This window comes from Granulicella sp. S156 (genome assembly GCF_009766105.1).
GTDB lineage: Bacteria > Acidobacteriota > Terriglobia > Terriglobales > Acidobacteriaceae > Granulicella.
The window spans coordinates 19,487-44,711 of the sequence record NZ_LMUH01000006.1; the positions used below are offsets into that span (position 1 = coordinate 19,487).

General features: G+C 58.9%; 22 protein-coding genes. 8 read left to right on the top strand and 14 right to left on the bottom strand.

Annotation, left to right across the window (positions count from 1 at the left end; all coding sequences use genetic code 11):
• Positions 1 to 7: 7 nt before the first annotated feature.
• Positions 8 to 1,426: a sugar MFS transporter gene (locus GSQ91_RS04720; protein ID WP_158820115.1), complete on the bottom strand. Its 1,419-nt coding sequence runs from the start codon at positions 1,424 to 1,426 to the stop codon at positions 8 to 10.
• Between the two features lie 138 nt (positions 1,427 to 1,564).
• On the opposite strand from GSQ91_RS04720, the gene GSQ91_RS04725 reads away from it, so the two are divergent.
• Entirely contained in the window at positions 1,565 to 2,509 is a 945-nt protein-coding gene (locus GSQ91_RS04725; RefSeq protein ID WP_158820116.1) for a type I phosphomannose isomerase catalytic subunit, read from the top strand.
• A 75-nt stretch (positions 2,510 to 2,584) separates the two neighbouring features.
• Here GSQ91_RS04725 and GSQ91_RS04730 read toward each other — a convergent pair whose 3' ends face one another.
• The 3 genes from GSQ91_RS04730 to GSQ91_RS04740 all read right to left on the bottom strand — a co-directional run bounded on the left by GSQ91_RS04730 (position 2,585) and on the right by GSQ91_RS04740 (position 8,389).
• A complete protein-coding gene (locus GSQ91_RS04730; protein WP_158820117.1) occupies positions 2,585 to 5,161 on the bottom strand; it encodes a transglycosylase domain-containing protein in 2,577 nt (858 codons plus the stop codon).
• Positions 5,162 to 5,314: 153 nt separating this feature from the next.
• The gene (locus GSQ91_RS04735) at positions 5,315 to 7,135 is read right to left on the bottom strand and encodes a proline--tRNA ligase (protein ID WP_158820118.1); all 1,821 of its coding nucleotides are present in this window, start codon (positions 7,133 to 7,135) and stop codon (positions 5,315 to 5,317) included.
• Positions 7,136 to 7,321: 186 nt separating this feature from the next.
• The gene (locus GSQ91_RS04740; RefSeq protein WP_158820119.1) at positions 7,322 to 8,389 is read right to left on the bottom strand and encodes an SIS domain-containing protein; all 1,068 of its coding nucleotides are present in this window, start codon (positions 8,387 to 8,389) and stop codon (positions 7,322 to 7,324) included.
• Between the two features lie 150 nt (positions 8,390 to 8,539).
• Between GSQ91_RS04740 and GSQ91_RS04745 the strand changes: the two genes are divergently transcribed.
• Positions 8,540 to 9,169, top strand: coding sequence for a TlpA disulfide reductase family protein (locus GSQ91_RS04745; RefSeq protein ID WP_158820120.1), 630 nt, complete (start codon positions 8,540 to 8,542; stop codon positions 9,167 to 9,169).
• Between the two features lie 62 nt (positions 9,170 to 9,231).
• Positions 9,232 to 9,693, top strand: a complete 462-nt coding sequence (locus tag GSQ91_RS04750; protein ID WP_216845062.1) for a protein-disulfide reductase DsbD domain-containing protein — start codon at positions 9,232 to 9,234, stop codon at positions 9,691 to 9,693.
• Positions 9,694 to 9,772: 79 nt separating this feature from the next.
• Here the strand turns inward: GSQ91_RS04750 and gltX are convergent, their stop codons facing one another.
• The 8 genes from gltX to GSQ91_RS04790 form a co-directional block, all read right to left on the bottom strand.
• A complete protein-coding gene (gene gltX, locus GSQ91_RS04755) occupies positions 9,773 to 11,293 on the bottom strand; it encodes a glutamate--tRNA ligase (protein WP_158820122.1) in 1,521 nt (506 codons plus the stop codon).
• Between the two features lie 57 nt (positions 11,294 to 11,350).
• On the bottom strand, positions 11,351 to 11,683 hold the full coding sequence (locus tag GSQ91_RS04760) for a hypothetical protein (RefSeq protein WP_158820123.1): 333 nt from the start codon (positions 11,681 to 11,683) through the stop codon (positions 11,351 to 11,353).
• 174 nt (positions 11,684 to 11,857) lie between these two features.
• Positions 11,858 to 12,481 carry a 2-C-methyl-D-erythritol 2,4-cyclodiphosphate synthase gene (gene ispF, locus GSQ91_RS04765; protein ID WP_174240653.1) on the bottom strand — a complete coding sequence of 208 codons (624 nt, stop codon included), beginning with the start codon at positions 12,479 to 12,481 and terminating at the stop codon, positions 11,858 to 11,860.
• Positions 12,482 to 12,585: 104 nt separating this feature from the next.
• Entirely contained in the window at positions 12,586 to 13,332 is a 747-nt protein-coding gene (locus tag GSQ91_RS04770; protein WP_158820124.1) for a glucose 1-dehydrogenase, read from the bottom strand.
• 106 nt (positions 13,333 to 13,438) lie between these two features.
• On the bottom strand, positions 13,439 to 13,741 hold the full coding sequence (locus GSQ91_RS04775; protein WP_158820125.1) for a helix-turn-helix transcriptional regulator: 303 nt from the start codon (positions 13,739 to 13,741) through the stop codon (positions 13,439 to 13,441).
• A 32-nt stretch (positions 13,742 to 13,773) separates the two neighbouring features.
• Positions 13,774 to 14,475: a 2-C-methyl-D-erythritol 4-phosphate cytidylyltransferase gene (ispD, locus tag GSQ91_RS04780; protein ID WP_158820126.1), complete on the bottom strand. Its 702-nt coding sequence runs from the start codon at positions 14,473 to 14,475 to the stop codon at positions 13,774 to 13,776.
• Between the two features lie 254 nt (positions 14,476 to 14,729).
• Positions 14,730 to 15,683 (bottom strand): hypothetical protein, encoded by a 954-nt coding sequence (locus GSQ91_RS04785; RefSeq protein ID WP_158820127.1) that lies wholly within the window; start codon positions 15,681 to 15,683, stop codon positions 14,730 to 14,732.
• A 140-nt stretch (positions 15,684 to 15,823) separates the two neighbouring features.
• Entirely contained in the window at positions 15,824 to 16,285 is a 462-nt protein-coding gene (locus GSQ91_RS04790; protein ID WP_158820128.1) for a GNAT family N-acetyltransferase, read from the bottom strand.
• Between the two features lie 40 nt (positions 16,286 to 16,325).
• Here GSQ91_RS04790 and tilS point away from each other — a divergent pair, with 40 nt between their 5' ends.
• Together tilS and ftsH are read left to right on the top strand one after the other, a co-directional pair.
• On the top strand, positions 16,326 to 17,465 hold the full coding sequence (tilS, locus tag GSQ91_RS04795) for a tRNA lysidine(34) synthetase TilS (protein ID WP_254064362.1): 1,140 nt from the start codon (positions 16,326 to 16,328) through the stop codon (positions 17,463 to 17,465).
• A gap of 234 nt (positions 17,466 to 17,699) precedes the next feature.
• Complete coding sequence (gene ftsH / locus GSQ91_RS04800) at positions 17,700 to 19,613, top strand: ATP-dependent zinc metalloprotease FtsH (RefSeq protein WP_158820129.1); 1,914 nt, start codon at positions 17,700 to 17,702, stop codon at positions 19,611 to 19,613.
• A gap of 336 nt (positions 19,614 to 19,949) precedes the next feature.
• On the opposite strand, the gene GSQ91_RS04805 is transcribed toward ftsH, so the two are convergent.
• The gene (locus GSQ91_RS04805; RefSeq protein ID WP_158820130.1) at positions 19,950 to 20,573 is read right to left on the bottom strand and encodes a DUF4126 domain-containing protein; all 624 of its coding nucleotides are present in this window, start codon (positions 20,571 to 20,573) and stop codon (positions 19,950 to 19,952) included.
• A gap of 77 nt (positions 20,574 to 20,650) precedes the next feature.
• Between GSQ91_RS04805 and GSQ91_RS04810 the strand changes: the two genes are divergently transcribed.
• The 3 genes from GSQ91_RS04810 (at position 20,651) to holA (ending at position 24,103) form a co-directional block, all read left to right on the top strand.
• Positions 20,651 to 22,360: a M1 family metallopeptidase gene (locus GSQ91_RS04810; protein WP_158820131.1), complete on the top strand. Its 1,710-nt coding sequence runs from the start codon at positions 20,651 to 20,653 to the stop codon at positions 22,358 to 22,360.
• Positions 22,361 to 22,445: 85 nt separating this feature from the next.
• Complete coding sequence (gene lptE, locus GSQ91_RS04815) at positions 22,446 to 22,964, top strand: LptE family protein (RefSeq protein WP_158820132.1); 519 nt, start codon at positions 22,446 to 22,448, stop codon at positions 22,962 to 22,964.
• Complete coding sequence (holA, locus tag GSQ91_RS04820; RefSeq protein ID WP_158820133.1) at positions 22,961 to 24,103, top strand: DNA polymerase III subunit delta; 1,143 nt, start codon at positions 22,961 to 22,963, stop codon at positions 24,101 to 24,103. The genes lptE and holA overlap by 4 nt, the downstream gene beginning before the upstream one ends.
• A 30-nt stretch (positions 24,104 to 24,133) precedes the next feature.
• On the opposite strand, the gene GSQ91_RS04825 is transcribed toward holA, so the two are convergent.
• The gene (locus GSQ91_RS04825; RefSeq protein WP_158820134.1) at positions 24,134 to 25,138 is read right to left on the bottom strand and encodes a hypothetical protein; all 1,005 of its coding nucleotides are present in this window, start codon (positions 25,136 to 25,138) and stop codon (positions 24,134 to 24,136) included.
• Between the last annotated feature and the right edge of the window lie 87 nt (positions 25,139 to 25,225).

Below are 25,225 nucleotides of genomic sequence, written 5' to 3' on the forward strand. Positions count from 1 at the left end.
GCTGTTCCTATTCGACGGAAAGCAGGCTATTGGCTGCGATAGGGCGGCGTATGGCCGCGATCCCAAAGCAGGCGATGTAGACGTAGCAGATAGCTGGGAGGATGAAGGATGGCTGCAGTCCCATGTGATCTGCCAGCATACCCGTCGCTTTCGGAATCAGCGCGCCGCCCACGATGGCCGCGATCAGCAGGCTCGATCCCTTGCTGGTGAGCGGCCCCAGGTCTTGAATACCCAGGGTAAAGATCGATGGAAACATGATCGAGTTGCAGAAACCGATAGCCAGCATCGCAAACATGGGAACAGACTTCGGAACGGTGAGGGTCCAGCTCCAGCTCAGCAGATGAACGGGGTGAATCCAGACGCCAGAGGTGTAGGTCGTCTTGATGCTGACAAGGATGAGGATGAGCGCGCAGATGCCGGCAGCGCCGAGTACGATTCCTGTTTTCACCCTCTGGAGAACGGCTGCGCCGACAAACCGGCCAACCATTGCGCCACCCCAATAGACCATGAGGAAGTAGGCAGCCGTGGATTCGCGAAGCCCAGCTATCTGAGGCAGCCCCATGTAATTGACGAGAAGGCTGCCGATCGCGACTTCCGCACCGACATAGACGAAGATACCGACGGCACCGAAGAGCAGCCAGGGGTGGTGCCAGATGCTGTCTGGCCGCGAAAGGGCTTCCGCGAAAGCGCCGGGACGAAAGTCCTGCGTATGTTGCGAGACGCCGGTGGTTGTCTTCAGTTTGATCGCGGCGAGAGCGAGTGCAAGCAGCACCAGCGTGAGGGCTATCCCGATGTAGGGCATACGTACGGTGGAGGCCTGAGTGGCTCGATAGGCCTGTCTCGCAACCTCCGTCATGGAGAGAAGACGCTCAGGAGTGACCGTAGCAGGAGCGCTGGCGAGAATGAGAATTGAGCCAAACAGGGGAGCGATAAAGGTCCCGAACGAATTGAAGGCCTGTGCCAGGTTAAGACGGCTGGAAGCGGTGCCTACCGGGCCAATGACCGTGACGTAGGGGTTCACAGCTACCTGCACGATGGTCATGCCGGCGGCCAGGATAATGAGTGCGGTCAAAAAGATGGGGAAGAGCGCAAAGTGCGCTGCGGGGATGAAGCCGATTGCCCCGCAGGCCATGACCAGCAGGCCTACGACCATGGTCTTCTTGTATCCGTACTTGTCGACGAGAGCCCCGCCGGGGTAACTGAAGACGAAGTAGGACGTGAAGAAGGAGAGCTGCACCGACATGGCTTCCCCATAGTTGAGCGCGAAGATGCTCTTGAGATGCGGGATGATGATGTCGTTCAGGCAGGTGAGGAATCCCACCATAAAAAAGAGCGCGGTTGCAACGCTCATGGCGCGCGTGTCGGTTCTGGTCGGCTGGTCATCGCCGTAACCCGGCGCACTAATATTTCTGATTGAAACGGCCAAGTGGAGCTCCTTCAATAGGTGGGTTCGCTGAGGCGCGAAAATCGGTCACCCATAAGAGTAACGCTTTCGAGTATCAATAGCCCAGCGAAAGCACGCTGAGAGCTTCCCTGAGCCTCCACTATCCGATAGTTTGGAAGTATGACGATTACTAGCCAGCAGCCTATTGGGCCCTTTGTTCTGACACCCGTCCTGTCAGAACGTATCTGGGGTGTAACCTCGCTCGAACCATGGTTCGACATTCCTGTAACCGACAAGCCGATTGGCGAGCTTTGGATGACCGCGGCCGAGTGCCTCATTGAAGATGGTCCTCTTCGCGGCGAGACTCTGGCCGCAGTCACCGAACGTTATCCGGAGCTTCTGGCCGACAAGAAGGCAGGCGGCGTTCCCCTGCTCATCAAGATTTTGCTGCCGCGCGAAAAATTGTCGGTGCAGGTCCATCCGAACGACGAGCAAGCCCGCGCCATCGGAGAACCGAGAGGCAAGACCGAGTGCTGGTATGTACTCTCGGCTGACCCCGGCGCAACCATCGCGCTCGGTTTTCGAGAACCACTCTCAACCGAAGCGATTCGCGAGGCGATCGAGCAGGGAACTCTCGAAGACAAGCTGACGCATCTCCCTGTCAAAACGGGAGACATGGTCTATGTGGAAGCCGGTACGATTCACGCCATTGGGCCCGGTGTAGTGATCCTTGAAACCCAGCAGTACAGCGACGTGACCTACAGGTTGTTCGACTACGGCCGCCCAAGACCGCTTCATCTGGACCAGGGGCTTGCGGTTACACGTGCCGTGACCGGTGCGGGCCTCATGCCGCCGGTCACGTTCGGGGAATATACGCGGCTGATCAAGTCGCCTTACTTCACCGTCGATCGCTTCGAGATAAGTGCCGGCCATAAGGTCGAGCTCGCCAACACTAATCGGTTACAACTACTGATTGCGCTGGGGGAAGGTTGTTCGATTCATCCTGCATCGGGAGGTCCTGCGCTGGAACTGCCGAAGTCTCATGCAGTAGTGTTGCCGGGCGAGGGACTTGCTTACCAACTGGAAGCTGCAGCCGACACGCAGGTCATCCGTGTGATGCCGTAGTGCTGGATGCTTTTGCCGTTGTTTGTTTTTCGCCGTCGACTCAAGATGACGGCGAGAAACAAACAACGGTAAGAGCTACTGAGGCTGCTGTTGCGGTTGTTGCTGTTTGTTTTTTCCCAAACCGAATAGCTTTTGAAACGCATTGCGGTGTGGTTCAGCCGGGTTGTTGGGATTAAGTGGTACGGCTGTGCTGTTGGGATTCGTTGGCACGGCGGTGCTATTGGGACTATGTGGCACAGTCGTGCTATTTGGACTAAGTGGTATGGCCGTGCCGTTGGGCTCGTTTGGATTGGAGTTCCCATTGCCCAGGAGCCTGCCACCCAGCGATTGCGTGTCTTCTCCCATACGGGAGCATGTTCCTTGTGGGGTTGTTCCGATCAAAAACGCTGCAGGGAAGCTGTCACTCGAACAGGATTCATCGATCGGCATATTCGTTGCCCGATTGATGCGAAGCACCTCCACCCCATCCGGCGGCGTGAAGGCCTTCATGTCGGAGTACTGCGGCAGGCGGATAGCGCGGTTCATGAACTCGGCCCAGATGGGCGCGGCGGCGTCGGCGCCTTGAAGCTTCACGTCGGTGTAGTCGTCGTTGCCCACCCAGATGATGCAGAGAAGGTTGGAAGAGTATCCAGCGAACCACGCGTCGTGGGAGGTGCCGGTCTTGCCGGCGGCTGGGGCGAGGAAGCCGTGACGGCGGACAGCAGAAGCAGTGCCGCGTGCCACTACGCCCTCCATCAGAGACTGCGTGAGATAGGCAACGCGGGGATCGAGGATCTGTTTGGCTTCAGGGGCGAAGTCGGCGACGATGTCACCGTTAGGGCTGCGGACGCTGGCAAGGATCCAGGGCTTGAGGTGAGCGCCATTATTAGCGAAGACCGTATAGGCGCCTGCCATATCGATGGGGGTGGCGCTGTAGGTGCCGATGGCGGCTGAAGGTGTGCCTTTGACGTTGACGATTCCTGCGGAGCGGGCGAGAGAGGCAACGTTGTTGTAACCGACCATCTGAGCGAGAGCGATAGTCGCGATGTTCAGCGAGTTTTCGATAGCGACAGCGGCGGTGACCATGCCTGGGAGTTCACCCTTTTTGAAGTTGCCAGGTATGTAGGACTGGCCGTTGGTGCCGAAGTCCTGAGGGTCGTCGTTGAGCTTGGTGAGTGCGGTGAATACGCCGCTGCCGTCAATGGCTGTGCCTTCGAGCGAGGAGTTGTAGGCCGTAGCGTAGACGAAGGGTTTGAATATAGAGCCGGTGGGGCGCTCGGCAGTAGCGTGGTTAAGCTGCGAGACGCCATAGTTGCGCCCCCCGACCAGCGCGAGAATCTGTCCGGTATGGGGGTTGAGCGCTACCAGCGCGACCTGCGGATAGGTAATGGTGCTGGTATCGCCCTTTTTGTGATGCTTGCGGACGAGTTCGTCGACGTTGCGCATACCGACCTCGACTGCCTCTGCCGCTGCGCGTTGCAACTCCGGATCGAGCGAGGTATAGATGCGCAGCGAACCAGAGTGCGCGGCGTCGGAATCACCCAGCCGCTGCACGATTTGTTCGTGGACGAGATCGATGAAATAGGGAGCCTCGCTGGCGTCGATGTTGGGCGGCGCGAGGTGAATTGGTTCGGCCTTGGCACGCGCGGCCTCGGCGGGAGTGATCGCACCGGTCTCGACCATCGTGTCGAGCACTACGTTGCGGCGCTCTGTGGCCCGGTCCGGATGCCGGTAAGGGTTGCGGCGATTGGGGTTCTGAATGAGTCCAGCGATGAGTGCACACTCATCCAGATTGAGCTGACGAAGATCTTTGCCGAAGTAAGCCTGAGCCGCCTCTCCAAAGCCATTGACGGCATACGATCCGCGCTGGCCGATATTGATCTCGTTCGCATACATCTCGAAGATCTGCTGCTTGCTGAAGCGAGCCTCGAGTTGGAACGTAATCATCAGCTCAGCTATTTTGCGCGAGATAGTTTTCTCCGGCATGTCGAAGATGTTCTTGGCGAGTTGCTGCGTAATCGTAGATCCACCGCAGTTCAAACGGTGCAGAAGCGTGTCCTGTACCGCGCACTTTACAAGGCGGACGTAGTTGACGCCTCCATGCTCGAAGAAGCGGCGATCCTCGATGGCTATTACCGCCTGCACCATGCGCGGAGGAATCTGGTTGTAGGTAACGAGGCGTCGCTTGACGCGGTTCTTATCTTCCGAAAGCGCTGTGATGAGCTGCGGCTCCAGCTTGTAACCCGCCAGCGCCGCACCATTTTCGGCGGTGATCGACTGTACCTGTCCGCCTGCCGTGTTGATGGTTGCGCCGTCGGTTGCAAGGTAGCTCTGGGGGCCGGGTTTGATCAGGATGTCGTCGTCGCGGAGCTGGAAGCTGCCTAGCTGAGTGTTGCTGTTGTACCCGGCCTTACGGAGCGATGCTGCGATGTCTGCGGCGGTGAGGTGCTGCCCCGTGCGAATCTCCTGAGGAGCAGCGTAAATCTGCGCGACTGAGGCAAATAGCGGACCCTGCGCGAGCTTCTCTGCCAGAACTCCGTTGTACTTGTGGTAATAAATGCCGAAGACAATGGCACCGGTGGCAACAACGATCAGCACAAGTACGAGGACAAAGCGCACCAGCTTCCAGAGGAGTGGGTGGCTGGACTTACCGACTTTTACTTTTACAGGCATAGGGGCTGGGCGTAGACGTCAGAGCAAACGCATCTTCATTTTCTCAGTAATCTAGCGGTGGAAGCAGCGGCAGGTGTTGCCGTTGTTTGTTCTTTGTTTTCGCCGTCATCCTGAACTATTGGCTCAGGATGACGGCGAAACGAAAAACCACAGCTACACTTTTGACGCATTGAGCAGCGATTGGATGTATGCGGTAATGGTATCCAGCGGCAGATCGGTCGTGGTTTGGGTAAGGCGATCAACGAGTTCTACCTGGCCTTCGGCGAGTTTCTTGCCGATGTTGATACGGTAGGGAACACCGATAAGTTCTGCATCTTTGAACTTTACGCCGGCGCGCTCGTCGCGGTCGTCGAGCAGGACATCGACTCCGGCAGCCTCCAGATCTGCTGCAATCTTCTCTCCGGCAGCCAGCAGATCAGCCTCACGCACGTTAGTAATGGTGATGATGACCTCGAACGGGGCGATGGCTGCTGGCAGGGCGTACTGCTCGCCTGCAGGCTGCTTCGTGTTGAGATCTTCAGCGGACAACTGCGCATTGGCTGCGGCTGAGGATTCGATCGCAGCCGTCAGGATGCGTTCGATGCCGATGCCGTAGCAGCCCATGATCGGCATAACCTCTTTGCCGTTGGCATCCAGCACCCGCGCACCCATACTCTCGGAGTATTTGTAACCGAGCTTGAAGATGTGTCCGATCTCAACGGCCTTGCCCAGACGCAACGGTTCACCGCCGATGGGGTCGAGTTCGCCTTCGTTGATGTTGCGTATGTCGGCGATGACGGTCGGCTTGAAGTCACGGCCCGGCGTTACATTGCGGAGGTGGTACTCCTCTTTGTTGGCACCTGCGATCAAATTCTTGCGGCCTTCGAGCGCGGCGTCGAGCACGACCAGAACGCCCGGTTTGCGGGGGTGTGGTGCGGCTTCGAGGCCGATGGGGCCGAGATAGCCTGCGGGAGCTTTGAAGGTCTCCGCGATCTCTTCGGGCGTCATGGGGCGAAGCTCGCCAAGTGCGATGGCGGCGAGTTTGGTCTCGTTGAGCTGGTGGTCGCCGCGCAGGAACGCAACGACAGCGCGGGTTTTGCCGACTGTTTTGATCTGTTTTGCGTCGGCTTCGGGGTGCTCGACAATGTAAGCCATCGTCTTGAGCTGATGGTGCGATTTTGTCTGCAGGAACGAGCCTACTTCGTCGATCGTGCGGAAGCCTGGCGTGTGAACAAGCTCCGGCGTGTCGCCGGTCGGGATGAGGTCCTCGACCGGAGCTAGCTTGCTGGTGGCCTTTTCTAGATTTGCGGCGTAGCCCGAGGCCGAGCTGGCGATGAGGTCTTCGCCGGCGTCGGTGTAGACCATGAACTCCTGCGATCCGGAGCCGCCCATCGCACCCGAGTCGGCATCGACAGCGACGAAGTCCATGCCGCAGCGCTTGAAGATGCGGCAGTAGGTGTCGTAGTGCTTTTTGTAGCTCTCGTCGAGGCCGGCGGCATCGATGTCAAAGGAGTAGGCGTCCTTCATGGTGAACTGGCGCACGCGCAGGAGGCCGGACCTGGGCCGGGGCTCGTCGCGGAACTTGGTCTGAATCTGGTACCAGATCTGCGGGAGCTGTTTGTAGCTGCGCAGTTCATTGCGCGCGATGGAGGTCATGACCTCCTCGTGCGTCATAGCGAGGCATAGTTCCGCGCCTTTGCGGTCCTTGAGATGGAACATATTCTGTCCCATCCCGGCCCAGCGGCCGGACTCTTCCCAGAGCTCGCGCGGATTGAGCGCGGGGAGAAAGAACTCCTGGCCGATCTTGTCCATCTCCTGGCGGACGATGGCGATGATCTTGTTCAGGGAGCGTTGCCCGAGCGGCAGATAGCTGTAGATGCCTGCGCCCAACTGGCGAATGTATCCGGCGCGGAGAAGGAGCTTGTGGCTGGCGACCTCGGCGTCCGTAGGGGCCTCGCGGAGGGTAGGGATGAAGAGTTTCGACCAACGTTGCATGTTGATTTGATTGTATAGACGCTAGGCGCTGTTTGTTTTTCGCCGTCATCCTGAAGCGAAGCTGAAGGACCCCCGCATTGGTGTTGGCACAGACGCACCGGTGGCCCTCCCAATTCGGGGGTCCTTCGCCTACGGCTCAGGATGACGACGAAAAACGAACAACGACAATCGACATTGCAGGCTGTATCAGAGCCGGCCATCATCCCCGGGTGGATCGTAGTGTTTGTACGTTGGCGCAGGGGCCTTCGTTGTTTGCGGGGCGACGACCCACAGATCGTGCAGGTGCAGCACGCCTAGTACGGGCGACGCGGGAGTGCCGTCTTTGGTGACGACAAGCGCGGTGATCTTGTACTGCTCCATCAGGGCCAGCGCGTCGACGGCGAACGGCTCTGGGGCGATCGTTCGTGGGGATGGATTCATGACCCCGGAGGCGGTTTTGTGGAAGGCCTCGGGCCCATCGCGTTCCAGTAGACGGCGCAGGTCGCCGTCGGAGAGCACGCCCAGCAGCTTGCCGCCGGCCTGCACGGTCGTCATGCCTAGCCGTTTCGCCGACATCTCGTGGATGATCTCGGTCATGGGAGCCGCAGGGGCAACCTGCGGCAGCGCGTCGCCGGTGTGCATCAGTTGCTTTACGGTGGCCAGGCGGCGTCCGAGCTGGCCTCCGGGGTGCAGCTCGGCGAAGTCCTGGGCCTTGAAGTGGAGACGGCGGCTTACATCGACCGCGAGTGCGTCGCCCAGGGCCAGCATCGCTGTTGTGGAGGCTGTCGGCGCAAGCTGGTGGTCGCAGGCCTCGCGGCTGACGCTGACGTCGAGCGTGTGTGCGCTGGCTGTAGCCAGTGTCGAGGTCGTATCGCCGCAGAAGCTAACCAGGGTGACACCGATTCGAGGCAGCACACCCAGCAGCCGCAGCAACTCTTCGGTCTCGCCGGAGTAGGACAGGGCCAGCAGAACGTCGCCGCGGCTGAGAATGCCGAGGTCGCCATGCAGGGCCTCGCCCGGATGCAGAAACTGTGCTGCCGTGCCGGTAGAGACAAGCGTCGCAACGATTTTGCGGGCGATCAGGCCGCTTTTTCCCACACCGGTGAGAACGACACGATGCCCGGAACGTGCCGTTTCCACGAGGAGCTCTGCTACCTGGTTGAAGATTTTGCGCTGCGGGCCGTCGAGCCGTCCTGCGAGTTCGAGGAGGCCTTCGGCTTCGATGCGGACGAGTTCAGCGGGGCTTGCGGCGGCGTTTTGGGAGTGGTCGCTCATGAGTTTCCAGAGGCTTCAGACAGACTGAATGCTAGCAGAGGAGGGGTACCCGGATGGGGTGACATTAGGATGACAATTCAGAAAGCGGATGCAGCGGTAGACTAATTACAGCGCGATATTGCTGCGATTCGCTCGGAAGGATGTTGCTCGATGCGTCGATTGGGTGTTCTGGTTGGGATGGTAGTGGTGGTGGTGGTATTGGTGTGGGCGGGAGTTCACAATCTGCGGCAGCGGCGGCTGGCGATGCAGCAGGCACGACAGTCGCAGGTCACGCTGGTAAAAGATGGAGCCAGCGCTCCCACATCGGGAGGAGATAGCCCGGATTCACAGGGCGCAAGCCTGCGCGGCAAAGCTGCACCCGCGTTTACCCTGCTCGACCTTTCGGGCAAGAAGGTCTCGCTGGCTGACTTCAAAGGTCACGCCGTTGTAGTGAACTTCTGGGCCACATGGTGCGGTCCCTGCAAGCTGGAAATGCCGTGGTTTGAGGAGTTTTCCGGCAAGTATAAGTCGCAGGGCCTGGTCGTTCTCGGGCTTTCGCAGGATACCGGCGCCTCGAAGGACGATATCGCCGCTGCCGCAAAGAAGATTGGCGTCAGCTATCCGATCCTCCTGCCCGAAGAGAAAGAGACGGTATCGAAGGCTTATGGCGGTGTGGACTACCTGCCTGAAACCTTCTATGTCGACAAGAACGGCAATGTCGTAGAAGAGTCCGCCGGCGCTCCCAGCAAAGACGAAATGGAAGCCAATATTCGCAAGACTATCGCAGCAGGTGGAATGTGAAGAAGCAGGTGACAGGAAACAGGAAACAGGAAACAGGTTTTCGTGGGCGGCTTCTTTTTGCCATGGCTCTACTGATTCCAGTGGCACAGGCTCAGGACATCCAGTTTGGCGGCGACCGGCCGGCGGAGGCGCATAAGGATCACGTGAGCCTTGCGCCTGACCAGATCGTCGTCGATGCGGGCAAGCCTCAGGTGGTGGAGTTGCGGTTTCATGTTGACCCGGGTTTTCACATCAACTCGCATACGCCCAAGGATGAGCTACTGATTCCGACCGTGCTGAAGCTCGATGTGGCGGCTGTGAAGGTAGTCTCGCAGGACTATCCACAAGGCACGGCGTTTCGGCTGGCTGTTGGCGATGGCGAGACGCTGGATGTGTATCAGGGCGAGTTTCGCGTAAAGCTGAGAGTTGTTGTGCCGCGTGGCGTCTCGACGCTCTCTGGATCGTTGCACTACCAGGCATGCGACAACGCCGCATGTTTTCCGCCGCGGAACCTGCCGGTGAACGTGGCTGTGACGGGGAAGTAAGCCAAGAATCGGTATAGATTTGGGTGCCCCACCTTAGGCGCAAAGAACGCGCCGAAGATGGGGCATCAGATTGTTGCCACTACTTCCTCTGATTGGCCAGTTTCTTCTGCGTCTCCAGAAACCGCCGCATGCGATCCAGCGAGCGAGCTTTGCCGAAGACGACCAGGCTTTCGACCAGCGGTGGGGAGGTCGTACTCCCCGTGAGGATCGCACGCAGCAGCATGAAGTTTTCTTTCACGCTCCATTGCTTAGCCTCGCCCAGCTTCTTGATCTCGGTTTCGATGCTTGCCGTGTCCCACGCGCTGGCTTCGAGCGCGGTGAGTTGCTCGGCGGCGAAGACGAGTGTCTCTTCTGGTGTGCGTTTCTTGGGTAGCCAGACAGACTCCGGCGGCAATACGTTGTCGGAGAAGAGAAAACCTGTCATGTCGCCGAACTGGCCGACGGTGTCGATGCGCTCCTGAACCAGCGGGGCGACGGTGCGCAGATAGGCATCGGAGAAGATGGTCTGACGCAGTGTATCGAAGAACTCGTCGGGCGACTGGCGGCGAATGTACTCGCCGTTGAGCCACTTGAGTTTCACGAGATCGAAGACTGGACCACCCAGCGAGATGCGCTTGAAGTCGAAGCGTTCCTTCATCTCGGCGAGGGAGAAGATGTCACCCTCTTTGGTGTTGAGGCCTTTGCTGACGATCTCCTGTTCCGTGGGCTGCGCCATGCCGCCGCCCATCAGGCCGAGGAAGTTCAGCATCGCGTCGGGAAGGTAGCCGCTTTCGCGGTAGTAGACCAGCGAGACCGGGTTCTTGCGCTTGGAGATCTTTGACTTGTCGACGTTGCGCAGCAGCGGCATGTGCCAGAACTTCGGCTGCTCCCAGCCAAAGGCCTCGTAGAGCAGCACGTGCTTAGGAGTGGAACTAATCCACTCCTCGGCGCGGATGACATCGGTGATCCGCATCAGGTGGTCGTCGACTACGTTCGCAAGGTGATAGGTGGGGAAGCCGTCGGACTTCATCAGCACCTGATCGTCAACGTTGTTGTGATCGAAGGTGATCTCGCCGCGTAGTTCGTCGCGGAAGGTCGTCGAGCCTTCGAGAGGGACTTTGAGCCGCACCACAAACGGCTTGCCGCCCGTGAGGTTGGCGTCGATCTCTTCCTGGGAGAGATGGCGCGCGGCGCCGTTGTAGCGTGGCGGCTGCTTGGCGGCCATCTGCTGCTTGCGAACTTCCTCCAGTTCCTCGGCCGTTTCAAAAGACCTGTAGGCATGGCCGCTCTTAAGCAGCAACTCCACATGCTCGCGGTAGATCTCGGTGCGCTCGGACTGGCGATAAGGGCCGTAAGGGCCGCCGACATCGGGGCCCTCGTTCCAGGTGAGGCCGATCCACTTCAGGGCATCGAAGATCATCTGCTCGGAGCTGGCGACGAAGCGTGTGCGGTCGGTGTCTTCGATGCGCAGCACGAACTCGCCGCCACGCTGGGCAGCGAACAGGTAGTTCAGCAGTCCGATGTAGGCGGTGCCGACGTGGGGGTCACCGGTCGGCGAAGGGGCGATGCGGACGCGGGTGGGGCGTGGGTGGGACGGAGCGGCGGAGGTTTCAATAGTCATTGGCTGTCAGAGACCAATGTTAACAGAGCGAAACCTTCGCCGCTTTTCCAGGAGGAACTATGCTGTTGGCCCTTGAGGGGTATAGCCGGAGGAAGGGAAGCTTGGAGGCGGCGGTGGGGGTGGATATGCAGTCGGCGGCAGCGTGCTGTAGTGCTGGGCGATTGGCACGACCTTCCACTCCGAGAAGGCAACGACATAGAGGACGATGAGGTGGCCAATTCCAGGGATAATTTCAAGAAGAGACAACGGCGCACTCAATCCTGCTTTTTTGCAGATTTGCCAGAGCGGAATGATGATGATGGCAAGGCCAATCACCCATCCAATCAGCAGAAAGGGGACCATAAATGCCAGCATATGCATGGCTTGTCGTTGTGATTCTTGTGGATCCATTATTGCCTCCTGAAAACTGAAGTCAATGTACCCGAGAAGCGAAGGCTAGTCCAAAAGAATTATTTTCTATGGCTCGGAATGAAGAGAGGTATAGCTCTTCGAGAGCCCTCTATGAGACGCCCCTTTAGGCCAAGTTTCCGCGTCAGCTCCCAAACCTATTTGGAGAGCTACGGGCTAGGTGAGGTCGTCGGTGTCAAAGGTCGGCAGCTTGCGGCCTAGAGCGCTGGTGTCGTGGCCCCCGGTTACGAGGGTGCTGAGCACGCCGTCGATATCGGCTTCGCTGGGTGTTTCCGCCAGGGCCGCCAGCTTTTTGGGCTCGTTCGGCAGGTCGATGGACTCCAGCAGAGCGACGACATGCGCGACGGCTGTGCCGTCCTGGGTGAGGCCTTCAGGCGTTTTGCCCTTGATGCTCACGTTCTTCAGATCCAGGTTCAGCAGGTCGGCAACACGCTCGCGCATCTCCCCGGCAATGGGGACAATTTTCGGGCGGTGCATGACGAGCACGCAGTCGATGTTCACGATCTTGTAGCCGGCCAGCGCGATCTCTTCGAGCGCTGTCTCGAGGAAGACCGTAGAGTCCGCACCCTTCCACTTGGGGTCGGTGGGTGGAAAGAAGGTGCCGATATCGCCGGCCGAGACTGCGCCAAGCAGCGCGTCGGTGATGGCGTGGAGCAGCAGGTCGCCGTCGGAGTGCCCCGCAAGGCCTTCGGGGTGGTCGATCTTCAGACCGCCGATTACCAGCGGAACGCCGGGTTTGAAGGCGTGGGAGTCGAAGCCGAGGCCGATGCGCATAGACATAGTGGTGATTCTAAAACGTTAGAGCTTCGCCAGCGCACGATGAAGAGGAAAACCCCGTTCAACCTATGTTGAACGGGGTTTTGGCAACGCCAAGTGCAGTCGGATTAGCGGAGACCGCCGCCAGCGAGGAGCAGTTCGCCTGTGAGCCAGCCGGAGTCGTCCGATGCCAGGAACACGGCGATGGAAGCGATGTCCTGCGGTTGGCCGGTGCGGCTTAGCGGGGTTTGCTTGACGAGGTCCGCCTCGAAGTCGCCGCCGACAGTGCCTGCAGTGTGGGTGCCTTCGGTTTCGACAAGGCCGGGGTTGAGGGCATTGACACGGATCTTACGGGGGCCAAACTCGCGGGCGAGCACGCCGGTGATGGCGTCGACCGCGCCCTTGGTGCCGGTGTAAACCGCAGTGGCCGCAGGTGTCAGGCGAGAAATGACGGATCCGATGTTGATGATGCTTCCGCCTTCGGGGAGGTGTTTGGAGGCTGCCTGGGTTACGAGAAGAAGGCCGAGGACATTGATGTCGAACTGTTTATGGAAGTGTTCGGGGGTAATGGCCTCGATGGGAGAGAATTCATAGATTCCAGAGTTGTTGACGAGAATGTCGAGGCGGCCATAGTTTTTGATGGCTGCATCGATGATGCCTTGTGCGTCGGCGACCTTGGAGACGTCTCCCTGGACGGCAACGGCCTTGCCACCGGCTTTGGTGATGGCGGCGACAACGATGTCTGCTCCAGCCTTGCTCGAGGCGTAGTTCACGACGACCGACGCTCCTGCCGCGCCGAGCGATTTGGCGATGGCGGCCCCAATACCCTTGGAGGCTCCTGTGACGACTGCTACTTTCCCTGTAAGCTTGCTCATTTTCTTTCTCCTCTTGCGTCGATCGTTTCGATATTTCGACAACAATCGAATTGATTGCGGACAGGAAGAGAAAGATTCAGGAGTTTGGTGAAGTTTGTGTCGGGGGTTAAGCGAGGTCGGATTTGAGGCGGTTGAGGTAAGCGCTAAGAACGTCCGGACAGAGGGTGTAGTGTACGAACTTACCATCGCGCACAGGCCGGACAAGACCAGCGGTTTCAAGCTCTTTCATGTGATGAGAGAGCGTAGCGGGGCTGATCCCGACGAACTCGCACATCGCGGTACAGGATGGTGAGTCCTTACATCGGCCGAGTTGTTTGAGGATCTCGTAGCGACGCGAATCCGCGATGGCGCGTGCGATAAGGTGCACCTGGCCTTCGGAAAGCTCGACGGTTTGTTTGGCGACAGCCATGCAGATTGGATGCGAGTGTTTTTACTTTGGCACTAGCCGGCCAGGTAGAACTCGGCGATTTCGAGGTCGCCGGGCTGCGTGACCTTGAAGTTGCGCGCGTGGCCTTGTACGACGACGACCGAGACGCCGGCGCGTTCGAGCAGGCTGGCTTCGTCGGTGCCGATGAACTCATCTGCCGCGGCTTCTGAGAAGGCCCGGCGCATCAGCGAGACAAGTGCGCCTTGTGGCGTCTGGGCATGGACGATCAGCTCGCGCGGGATGGTCGCGGTGATGATGGCGCCATCGGCGGTGCGTTCGACCTGTTTGATGGTGTCGATCGCCGGCGTGCCGACGATGGCCGCGCCATGCTTTTCGATGGCGTCGATCGTGCGGGCTATAGTCCCGGGATCTATCAGGGGTCTGACGGCGTCGTGGACGAGGACAATATCGCCAGCCGAGTGCGACGGCAGGGCCGCCAGGGCTTTGGCGACGGAGTCCTGGCGTGAGTCGCCGCCGGTTACGACATGGACTTTGTCGCCGAGCTGGTGTTCGGCGATCAGAGAGGCCACACGGGCCTGCTCGGTTTTTCGAACCGCCACGTAGATAGCCGTGACGCGCGGCACTGCGAGAAACGCACGCAGCGAGTGCAGAAGGATGGGTGTTCCCTTGAGTGTAAGGAACTGCTTGGGCGCGCCTCCTGTGGAGGCCATGCGAGTACCAATACCGGCGGCGGGGAGAATGACAAAGACAGACATGGGAAGGTGAGTATAACGCGAACAGGAAACAGGAAGTAATAAACAGGAAACAGCGAACAGACAGAAGCAACAGCTTCCCGCTGGACTGCTTCTTAGTTGGTCTCGAATCGCAGCATCATCTCGGTGGAGGCCTCGAATCCGAACTTTTCTTAGATGGGGCGGTCAATGGGTGAGGCGTGGAGCGCAACTACGTTTATGCCGCGGGTTCGGCACTCCTCCGCGGAGGCTCGTCGGTTGGGCGAAATAAGATAGTTCTACCTGTCTGCGAAGGCGGTGAACATGCGAGCGACTTCACCATAAGGGGAGGTCCGCACTGGCGCATCCGGAAAGCGCTGGTTACTGTTGACGAAGAGGAAATGACTATGGCACAACAAGATGACAATTCCTCCGGGGCTCACAGCGATCAGGTTGCTCTTTGCCAGCCCGGGCTGATTCCATGCCCGAAGTACATGCCCATCCTCCACGCTGAGCAACGCAAGACGGGATTTGGTGACGTGAAGTCCAATGCTGCCGACTGGATTTGATTCCTGTGCGACTACAGTCTTTCCACCTGGGGTGAGTTGTACGCTGTCTTCCGTGGTCGGGAAGCCTGGATCGATTCCCTCAATCGTCGTTGGTGAGGAGAGTACTACCGCCGATTTCCCCGGCATCCACAACAGTGATGTATTCCCAGACTGCTGCAGCAATTCTGCTGTTAGGCTCACACTCGCCTTCAGGCTTCTTGTGCGATAGCCCGAGATATCCACCTGCCAAAAGCCATCTGCCTGCTGTTGGACATGCGGAGGTGTCGTAGATGCGGGTGCAGACGTCTTAGCAAGCTGTTTGCCTGATAAAAGCAACCATTGTCCAGCGTGTACCAGAACCCCGTCATCTTCTTTCATTGTGACTTCCAGTGCGGGTTCGTCCTGCTCTTGTACGGTGCCCGGCAAGTCCGCTGAGCCTTGCAGCGTCACTTCAGGCAAATGGAACCAAAGTAGCCGGAAGCGTCTGCCGCTGGGCTGGTAGCTTCCAGTTGCCGGTGCAAGCATGTACAACAGGTTTGTTCTACGCGCATAGGCCCCACCATAGACCGCGCAGCCATCAATAGTGCTCTGAGAAACGTCACCACTTGCGGGCACCAACTTGGTTTTCCGTTGCAACTCCACTCTGGAGAGCATGCGCCCTTCAACGAGGTCGAGTTTTGAGAGCGTGCCAAAGCAGTCAGTCACGTATGCATATCGTGGTGATGCTGACTCTGTGCCGCGTTGCGGAAATGCTACCGCCGGCAGCATTAGCCATATCGCGTGCATGAGCAAGGGTTTCAATTCAGTGGCACCTTTCGTACCTTAGCAACATAGCCGGGAGCATCCTACTCTGCGAATCGCAGCATCATCTCGGTAGAAGCTTCGAATCCGAATTTTTCATAGATGGGGCGGCCAAAGGGTGAGGCGTGTAGCGTAACTACGCCGATACCGCGGGTGCGGCACCCTTCCACCGAGAGCTTGAGCAGCTGGTTGGCGAAACCGCGGCCACGGGCCTCGGGGGCGGTGTAGAAGTTGAGCAGATAAGCGCGTGTGGGCTGGATGTCCATCCAGTGCGGCGGAAAATCCTGAAGGAAGATGCCGGCACCGGCTAATATGCGGCCGTCTTCTTCAAGCAGCAGGCCGATATAGCGACCGTCGGCGAGGCGTTCGCGAACCCACGGTTCGAACGTTGCGTCCATCTCGGCGAAACGGTCTTCGCTGGCGAAGTTATTGTCCTGAAACATGCTGTGGCGGTGGGCTGCGATGAGTGCAGCATCGTCGATGGTGGCGTAGCGCAGGTTCGGCATAGTTCATGCTAAACAATCGTTCGACCTTATGATGGGAGCGATGGCGGAGAAGGTTCCAGGTTTATTAATCGATCGATCGCTCTTTCGTGCGGGTGACCGGGTATGTGCCGCTGTCTCCGGTGGTGCGGACTCGACGGCGCTGCTGCTGGCGATGGCGGAAGCCAATGCGGCGAAAGAGCCGCTCGGCGTGGTGCTGAGCGCGGCGCACGTGCATCACGGCCTGCGTGGCGCGGAGGCGGATGCTGACGAAGCGTTTGTGCGCGAGCTTTGCGAGCGGCTGGCCGTTCCGCTGACGGTGTTTCATGTCGATACGGCAGCGCGGCAGGCAGCCGAGCGTGAGGGCCTGGAGGAGGCTGCCCGAGAGCTGCGGTATGAGGCGTTGCGCGGGCTTTTGGCCGAGGGACGCGTCGATGCCATCGCGACCGCGCACACACTCGACGATCAGGCCGAGACCGTGATGATGAAGCTGCTGCGGGGAGCCTGGACGGAAGGACTCGGCGGCATTTCGCCAGAGCTGGCAGGAAATCTGACGGGAAAACTTAGTAGTAACTCCCGCAATGGCGGCATTTCACCGGTAGTGCAGGAAACAGGAAACAGGAAACAGGAAACAGTCGCTGGCCGGGTGGTGAGACCGCTTTTGGGGGTCCGGAGGGCAGAGGTGGAGGCGTTTTTACAGGCACGGGGGCAGGGGTGGCGTACAGATTCCAGCAATCGCGACCTAGAGCTTACCCGCAACCGTGTGCGTCATGAGTTGATGCCCGCGCTGCGCGGTTTCAATCCATGTATCGATGAGCTGCTGGCCAACATGGCCGCGATTGCTCGAGACGAGGAGGCACACTGGGAGACGGAGCTGCGGCGTTTGCTGCCGCAGGTGGTGTTACCCGGAAAACCGGTTCGCGGCGGTGGGCGTGCGGTGAGTACCGCTGTCGGTGAAGCAGCTTGTGCTCTGGAGATCGAGCGGCTAAAGACGATGGACGCAGGGCTGCGGCGGCGAGTCGTTCGGGCAGCGGCCAGGTCGCTGGGTTCGCGGTTGAGTTTTGAAGAGACCGCCAAACTTCTCGCTCTAGCCGGTTTTGGCGGTTACGCAGGCATTCTCGGCAAGATTGGGAGCCGTCTGGAGCTGCGCGCCGGCCTGCGTGCGGAGCGCTCGGCTCGTGAGCTGCGGCTGTGGAAGCAATGACCGTTTGCGCCAAACGACGGAATTTGCACGCCAGAAGCCGCAGAAAGAGTAGAATTTACCCCAGAGTTCCATGACGATGGGGCCGTGGGCGGCGCCACTAAGTTGCACCCTATCTTTCTCCGTGACGTCTAATAGAACTGGCGACGGTTCGCTGGCCACGCGGTCGAGAGTAATTAGGTTCGACAAAGAGGCAAAGCAAATGCGTTGTTGTGGAACAGGAAACGAGGAAGCGGATTGAATTCGACAGTCAAACAATTGTTGATATGGGTCTTTGCAGTTGCCTGCATCTTGGTGGGGTGGCGTTATGTCGCGACCACGATGGGGGCAGGCCACGATAAGTCGATCAGTATGACGGATCTGCTGAACGATGCCAGTGCCGGCAAGATCTCGGAAGTCACTATGGCCGACCGTGAGGTCACGGGCAAGTACAAGGACGGCAAAGAGACGTTCCACACAACGATTCCCCAAAACTACCCACATCTCTATGATGTCCTCCAGGACCACGGAGTGAATATCATCCAGAAGGACCCGACCGGTGGGGTCTGGCTGACAATCCTGTTCCAGATTGCGCCGATCGCCGCGATTGCGCTGTTCCTGCTGTTCATGATGCGGCAGATGCAGTCGGGTGGAAACAAGGCATTGAGCTTTGGCAAGAACCGCGCTCGTCTGCTCTCCATGCAGCAGAAGAAGATCACCTTCAAGGACGTCGCCGGTGTGGATGAGGCGAAGGAAGAGCTGAAGGAGATTATCGAGTTCCTGCGCGAGGCGCAGAAGTTCCAGCGGCTCGGTGGACGCATTCCCAAGGGCGTGCTGATGGTCGGACCTCCGGGTACCGGCAAGACCCTGCTGGCTCGCGCTGTGGCTGGTGAGGCGAACGTCCCGTTCTTCTCGATCTCCGGTTCGGACTTTGTGGAGATGTTCGTCGGCGTCGGTGCGAGTCGCGTGCGCGACCTCTTCGAGCAGGGTAAGAAGAATGCTCCGTGCATCATCTTCATCGACGAAATCGACGCTGTAGGGCGGCACCGCGGTGCAGGTCTCGGCGGCGGACACGATGAGCGCGAGCAGACCCTGAACCAGCTCCTCGTTGAAATGGACGGCTTTGAGTCGAACGACGGTGTGATTCTGATTGCCGCGACCAACCGGCCTGACGTTCTCGATCCGGCGCTGTTGCGTCCGGGCCGTTTCGATCGCCGCGTGATCGTCGACCGTCCTGACATTCGCGGACGCGAAGAGGTATTGCGCGTTCACTCGAAGAAGGTTCCTCTATCCGAGGATGTGAATCTCGGCATTCTGGCACGTGGAACACCGGGCTTCAGTGGCGCCGATCTCGCCAATATGGTGAACGAGGCTGCACTGACGGCTGCCCGCTTCAATCGCAAGGCCGTGCACATGTACGACTTTGAGGTTGCCAAGGACAAGGTGTTGATGGGCGCGGAGCGCAAGTCGATGCTGTTGAGCGAAGACGACAAGCGCGACACGGCATACCATGAGGCCGGTCACGTGCTCGTGGCTGCCAAGCGTGACCACTCGGATCCGCTGCACAAGGTGACGATCATTCCGCGCGGCATGGCGCTGGGTGTAACGATGCACCTGCCCGAGGAAGATAAGCACACGGTTACCAAGGATTATCTGAACACGCAGCTTGCCATCCTTATGGGCGGACGCTGCGCGGAAGAGATCTTCATGAACCGCATGACCACCGGAGCGGGCAACGACATTGTTCGCGCTACGGAACTCGCCCGCAAGATGGTGTGCGAGTACGGCATGAGCGAGCTTGGGCCGCTGACCTACGGCAAGAAGGAAGAGCAGATCTTCCTGGGCCGCGAGATCGCGCAGGCACGGGACTACTCGGACGACACGGCAAACCAGATCGACAAGGCTGTTCGTTCCCTGGTAGACGATGGTTACAAGTCGGCGCACCAGATCCTTGAGGACAACCAGGACGTGATGCACCGCATGGCTGCCGCCCTGCTGGAGCGTGAGACGCTGGATGCAGCCGAGATTCAGTTGCTGATTCAAGGCAAGGAACTCGGTCCGGTCAAGTCGTCACTGGCGTTTGCAGATGGCGATGGCGACACGCAGAAGGTGTCGAAACCTGACAATGGCCGCAAGACCGGCTTCAACGAGGGACTACCGACCACGGCGTAGTTTTTGCAGGGTTACTGAGACGAGGCGGCCTATGGGCCGCCTCTCTTTTTGTCTCCACTAGTGCAGAATCACGGTCGCTATACCCAATTTATTTTTCATGTCACCACAAAATTGTCATCCTGAGCGAAGTCGAAGGACCCTGAAAGACTAGTCTTGCCCATACTGTTCAAGCCTTTTCAAATGAGGATCTTAGGTAAGGAGTGTTCGGAGTGGAAAAGGTGCAATGGGTATCGGCAACGTATAGGGTTTCGGGGTCCTTCGACTTCGCTCAGGATGACGATTTTGTGGTGCTACGAAGATAGAACAAAGTTAGGTATAAGCTTCCCTGGTATCGCTCTAAACGACCGTAGGCTCACTGGGATGGGCACGCAGCCAATCCGGCCTGCGTTCCCACACGCGTCGTAGCCGAAGGATGATCCAACGAAAACTGAAGATCAGTAGAAGGACACAGGCTGCGGCGATTGCGCCGCCGGTATAGGGGTGATGCGTCGCCACCCAGGTGAGACCGATAGCAGCAGCGTCTTCGGTGGTAGAAAGCGCGATATTAGACACAGGCTCGGGGCTGGCAGTAACGAGGGTACGAGCTGCGGTCTTGGAGGTGTGCGCGATGGCGGCGATGATTGCGGCGGCAGCGGTGGCAAGCAACTGCATCTCCGGTGAGAGCTGCGAAGCTGCTTTGTAGGCGACCAGCGTTGCGACAGGGACTCGGACGAAGGTTTGGGCGGCGTTCCAGACGAGATCGAAGGCGGGAATTTTGTCGGCGAAGAACTCGACAACAAAGAGCAGAGCCGAGACGCCGATGATCCACGGGTTTGTCAGGGCGTGCAGGCCTGACGGCAACACGACCCAGTGAAAATGCGCGAGGATGCCCAGCGTGGCGACGGTGGCATAGACATTCAGTCCGGCGGCAAAGCTGATGGCGACGATCAGTGCGGCGATGGTTGAGGGAGTGAAGGTCATGGCGGTCGTGCCCCCGTGTTGCGCTATGCAGGGAATCGTATCGTAAATCTCTACGAATGGTGCGATAGGCTAATCCCATGAAGAAGTGTTCGGTTCTGGGTGCTGTTTTTCTGGTGATGGCCGTTGGCCGCGTACAAGCTCAAACAACGGCAGCTCAGCCATCGGCCCAGAGCGTGACAACGACGCCCGGCGCGACCGCTGGGCACGGCGCGCAGCAGGATGTGTTGAAACCTCCGACCAAAGACGACCTGCTGCGAGGCGCCTATGGGCCATACCGTGCGAACAATGACCTGCTCTTCTATCACTTGGATGTGCGTGTCGACCCTGAGGCGAAGTCTATTGCCGGGACGAATACCGTGCGCTTTCGCATGCTCGCCGACGGCAAGCGAATCCAGCTTGAACTGACGCCTCAGCTCACCATCGACAGCATCAAGCTCGGGGAAAAGACTCTGCAGTACATCCGCGAAGAGCGGACGGTCTGGATCGACTTTCCGGAGACGCTGCACAAAGGCCAGGTGTATGAGATTGCGTTTGCATACTCCGGCAAGCCGGTTACGCAGGGGCGCTTTGGATGCTTCTCCTTCGACAAGGACAAGGAGGGCAAACCGTGGATTACGACTGCCTGTGAGGGAGAGGGCGCGAGCGTCTGGTGGCCCAACAAGGATCAGTGGCGGGATGAGCCCCAGGACGGCATGGAGATCGACGTCGCCGTGCCGAACGGGTTGATGGATGTGTCGAATGGCCGGTTCGTGAGCAGTAAGGACCTGGGTGACGGCTACACGCAGTGGAAGTGGCTGGTGCACTATCCGATCAACAACTACGACGTGGCGCTGAATATCGGAGAGTATCAGCACTTCTCAGGCAAGCACGGCGAGACGACGCTGGACTACTACGCTCTGCCTGAGGATTTAGACAAGGCGAAGGCGCAGTTCTCGCAGGTGCCGCAGATGCTCGATGCGTATGAGCACTACTTTGGCGAGTATCCCTTCGACAAGGATGGATACAAACTGATCGAGGTGCCGTATGCGGGCATGGAGCACCAGTCGGCGGTGGCCTATGGCAATCACTTTGAGAATGGCTACTATGGCCGCGACTGGACAGGCGTAGGCATCAGCCCGAAATTCGACTTCATCATTATTCACGAGAGCGGGCACGAGTGGTTCGGGAACTCGATCACAGCCGCCGATCCTTCAGACATGTGGATTCACGAAGGCTGGACGACCTACATGGAAGTCCTGTACGTCGAGTATCGCTGGGGCAAGGCAGACGCGCTGCGCTACGTGAACGGACTGAAGCCGAAGGTGCACAACGAGCGGCCGATCATCACGCCGCGCGGAACGAATGCGGAGCCGCCGCAGGACCAGTACTTCAAGGGCGCTCTGATGATCAACACGCTGCGCAGCGTCATCGACGACGACGCGAAGTGGTTTGCTGATATCCATGACTTTTATCAGCGCTTCAAGTATCAGAACATCATGACGGAAGATGTCGTCCGTTGGTGGAACGAGCGTACGGGGTTGAATCTGACACCGTTCTTCGATGAATATCTGCGCCATGCGGCGCTGCCGGTGTTGGAGCTGCATTTCGACGCCGCGAAGAGCACCATGAGCTATCGCTGGAAGGCCGACGAAGAGGGATTTGCGATACCTATCAAGGTGGGCGATCCGTCGCACTGGATGCTTGTGACGCCGGCGACGAAGGAGTGGAAGACGATGCCGTGGACAGGGTCCAGGGACGACTTCAAGGTTGCGACCGATCTGTACTTTGTCGACGTGAAGCAGGAATAGGTCAGGAAGGGCAAAGACAGAGTTGAATCGCTGTCAAGAGCTCTAACCACAGGTCCCGTCACAGTCAGGCGCTATCATTGAGGAGATGCGTGCGTTCTGTCTGTGCTTCCTCTTATTGGTGACTGGTTGTGGCTATCACGGCGTCGGCTCCGCGACGCACATTCCCGCGAACGTGCGTACGCTTGCTGTCCCGATCTTTCAGTCGAAGGTACAGGCGTTTCGCACGGAGACGGTGTTTACTCAGGCGGTGGTACGTGAGTTGAACACCCGCACACAGTATCGTGTGCTGACCTCCAGCGGCGGCGAGGCGTCCGCAGATGCGATCCTGCGCGGCACGGTCGTGAGCGAGACAGTTGCGCCGCTGACCTATGACGCTTCGAGTGGGCAGACGTCGAGCTATCTTGTTACCGTGACGGTGCGGGTTCAATTGGTTGCGCATGACGGCACGGTGCTTTACAAGAACGATGCCTTCGGATGGCATGAGCAGTACCAGTCGACGCAGGACCTCAGCGGCTTTGTGCAGGAGGACGGTGCGGCCGTGCGGCGCATGGCGCATGACTTCTCGGAGGCCCTGGTGAGCGATATGTTGGAGTCGTTCCGATGAGCGCCGCTGTCTCGGCCCTGCGCAGTTTCGCTGCTGCGGAGCGGCTGGTTGCGGAAGTGAGTGGTGACGCCCGAAGGCCGGGCTATGTGCTGCTTGGCGACGAGTCGTTTTTGTATGAGATATGCCGCCGCGGCATCCTTCAGTCATTGGTGCCGGGTGACTTGCGTGACTTCTGCCTGCACGATCTCGACTTAGCGGAGACGTCGATCTTCGAAGCGCTCGATCTGGCGCAGACGCCGTCGCTGATGGCCCCGTTCCAGGTGCTGTTTTTGCGCAACATAAAGACGCTGTATGGCCGCGGACAGAAGAAGGATGAGTTTGCGGCCATCGACGAGTACTTCCGCCGCCCGAATCCGCAGGCGCTGCTGATCTTTGTGGCCGACCACATCAAGCTGCCGCAGGATCTGCGCAAGATGGACATGCAGGACAAGGAGCGGGCGGAACGGATTCGCGAGACGTTGGGCGATGCCTGCGGCGTGGTGGAGCTGCAGCGGGTGAGCGAAGACGATGCGGTGCGCTGGGTGATGCGCCAGGCCGAGGCCAAGGGTGTTCGTTTTCAGGAGGACGCCGCGCGCGAGCTTGTCGATGCCCTCGGCGCGGAGATGCTCACCATTCAGAGTGAGCTGGAAAAACTGATGCTGTACGCGGGCACACGCGGCGATGAGGCCATCGACGTTGCCGATGTAGAGACGATGGTTGCGGCCGCCAAACAGCGCAGTCTTTATGAGTTGACCGACGCGATCAGCCTGAAGGACGCCCCGCGGGCGTTGGCGTTGCTGCATGGTCTGCTGAATGCCTCCGATGGCGGCGAGGATGCGGCTATTGGGCACATCTTTACGTTGGCCAAGACGTTTCGGCAAATGCTGGTGCTGAACGAGAAACAGGTCAAAGACCAGCGCGCGATGTGGCAGGTGTTGTGGCCTGGGTTCCGCGTCGCGCCGTTTGCCGCCGATGCGTTGATCGCTCAGGCCCGGCGATATCGTGACCGTGGCGAACTCACGCGCGGGTTGCGGCTGATTGCGAAGGCGGATCTGGAACTGCGCTCGAGCCCTGCGGATAAACGCCTGGTTCTAGAGCGGTTGGTAATGCGGCTGGCGGGGAAGACGCGTGTGCCTGAGTTGGAGCTGCTGCACAATTAGAACAAAGACACGTCACTCGTAAACAGACCGTCACTGCGGTGTCAGCGCTCGACGTTTGCCCATCTGGGGCGCGCGCGAGGGGTCGGAAGGCACGGTCGTGGGATCGGTGCGGATCGCAGGGTCGGGCAAAGGAATGGAAATACCCGAAGGCCGGATGAACGCCTTTGTTTTGTCCAGAGTTACCGCGATATTGTGCTCTCCGCCCGTAGCATTGGCCGGTCGGGGGAACTCGAGAATATAGCGGCCACGCACCAGGTCGACGAATCTGTTGAGTGCTTGCGAGAGCTCTTTTCCGTGGAGTTGCAGGATTAATCCACCGGTTTGCTGGCAGATGATGTTGAAAGGATTCTCGCTCCCGGCGAATTTATTCCGGAGGGTGGCATCGTAAGATGGAATGCTTAAGCCAGAGATGGCTACGCTTTCGCTGGTCGCGAAGCGTTTGAGTTCTGCCCATTTCAATCCGCCCCCGCCGTCGTAACCACTGCTGATGGTCAGGATGACGCGGCGGCCAGGCAGGCTGGAGAGCTGGCGGGCAATCTCTCCCAGAGCACCCCATAACTGTACGGAGTCTTCGCATGTCGAGTGCATGTTCTTTCCATGTGGTTTAGGCGATTGGAGGACAGCATTGATGCTGTGTTCGATCTCTCCGGCATCTGCCGGAATGTCATCGGCCGAGCGGATGAGATTGCAATCCAGGGCATAGATGGAAACATGGTCTTTGGGGTGTAGAGAACCAGGCACAAGGTTGGCAATGTCTTTGCTTAGGGTTGGCGGAAGACTTTTTTGATCAATGCTTACATCGAGCAGAATGGCGAGCGTGATGGGATCATCGCCCTCGAGCCGAACATGTGTAGGTCGGAACAAGGGGCCGGAGTCCAGGCTTATGTTGAATTTCTGTGCGTCGATCAGGGGCAATGTCTCCCGCGAAGGGCCGAGCACAAGTGTGGGAATCTGGACGAGGTCGGTGTACACGTGTAGCGTGTAGGGCACGGTATTTTGCGGGCTTTGGGCCGCCGCAGTCAGACTCAGCAGCATTGCGGCAGGCAGTACTCCACGAAAGCGCCTCATGGCAGCAGTATGGCAGAATGCGTGGAGCGAGTGCTTTCATCGAAAAGTTTTTAT

What these genes read in the sequence shown, in the direction of transcription:
- ispF (WP_174240653.1), bottom strand. Translation starts at nt 12,481, where the DNA reads ATGTCTATGCGCATCGGCCTCGGCTTCGACTCCCACGCCTTCAAACCC.
- lptE (WP_158820132.1), top strand. Translation starts at nt 22,446, where the DNA reads ATGCGTGCGTTCTGTCTGTGCTTCCTCTTATTGGTGACTGGTTGTGGC.
- tilS (WP_254064362.1), top strand. Translation starts at nt 16,326, where the DNA reads ATGGCGGAGAAGGTTCCAGGTTTATTAATCGATCGATCGCTCTTTCGT.
- gltX (WP_158820122.1), bottom strand. Translation starts at nt 11,293, where the DNA reads ATGACTATTGAAACCTCCGCCGCTCCGTCCCACCCACGCCCCACCCGC.
- GSQ91_RS04810 (WP_158820131.1), top strand. Translation starts at nt 20,651, where the DNA reads ATGAAGAAGTGTTCGGTTCTGGGTGCTGTTTTTCTGGTGATGGCCGTT.
- GSQ91_RS04770 (WP_158820124.1), bottom strand. Translation starts at nt 13,332, where the DNA reads ATGAGCAAGCTTACAGGGAAAGTAGCAGTCGTCACAGGAGCCTCCAAG.
- GSQ91_RS04805 (WP_158820130.1), bottom strand. Translation starts at nt 20,573, where the DNA reads ATGACCTTCACTCCCTCAACCATCGCCGCACTGATCGTCGCCATCAGC.
- GSQ91_RS04775 (WP_158820125.1), bottom strand. Translation starts at nt 13,741, where the DNA reads ATGGCTGTCGCCAAACAAACCGTCGAGCTTTCCGAAGGCCAGGTGCAC.
- GSQ91_RS04750 (WP_216845062.1), top strand. Translation starts at nt 9,232, where the DNA reads ATGGCTCTACTGATTCCAGTGGCACAGGCTCAGGACATCCAGTTTGGC.
- GSQ91_RS04790 (WP_158820128.1), bottom strand. Translation starts at nt 16,285, where the DNA reads ATGCCGAACCTGCGCTACGCCACCATCGACGATGCTGCACTCATCGCA.
- holA (WP_158820133.1), top strand. Translation starts at nt 22,961, where the DNA reads ATGAGCGCCGCTGTCTCGGCCCTGCGCAGTTTCGCTGCTGCGGAGCGG.
- GSQ91_RS04740 (WP_158820119.1), bottom strand. Translation starts at nt 8,389, where the DNA reads ATGAGCGACCACTCCCAAAACGCCGCCGCAAGCCCCGCTGAACTCGTC.
- GSQ91_RS04730 (WP_158820117.1), bottom strand. Translation starts at nt 5,161, where the DNA reads ATGCCTGTAAAAGTAAAAGTCGGTAAGTCCAGCCACCCACTCCTCTGG.
- GSQ91_RS04745 (WP_158820120.1), top strand. Translation starts at nt 8,540, where the DNA reads ATGCGTCGATTGGGTGTTCTGGTTGGGATGGTAGTGGTGGTGGTGGTA.
- ispD (WP_158820126.1), bottom strand. Translation starts at nt 14,475, where the DNA reads ATGTCTGTCTTTGTCATTCTCCCCGCCGCCGGTATTGGTACTCGCATG.
- GSQ91_RS04760 (WP_158820123.1), bottom strand. Translation starts at nt 11,683, where the DNA reads ATGGATCCACAAGAATCACAACGACAAGCCATGCATATGCTGGCATTT.
- GSQ91_RS04725 (WP_158820116.1), top strand. Translation starts at nt 1,565, where the DNA reads ATGACGATTACTAGCCAGCAGCCTATTGGGCCCTTTGTTCTGACACCC.
- GSQ91_RS04735 (WP_158820118.1), bottom strand. Translation starts at nt 7,135, where the DNA reads ATGCAACGTTGGTCGAAACTCTTCATCCCTACCCTCCGCGAGGCCCCT.
- GSQ91_RS04825 (WP_158820134.1), bottom strand. Translation starts at nt 25,138, where the DNA reads ATGCTGCTGAGTCTGACTGCGGCGGCCCAAAGCCCGCAAAATACCGTG.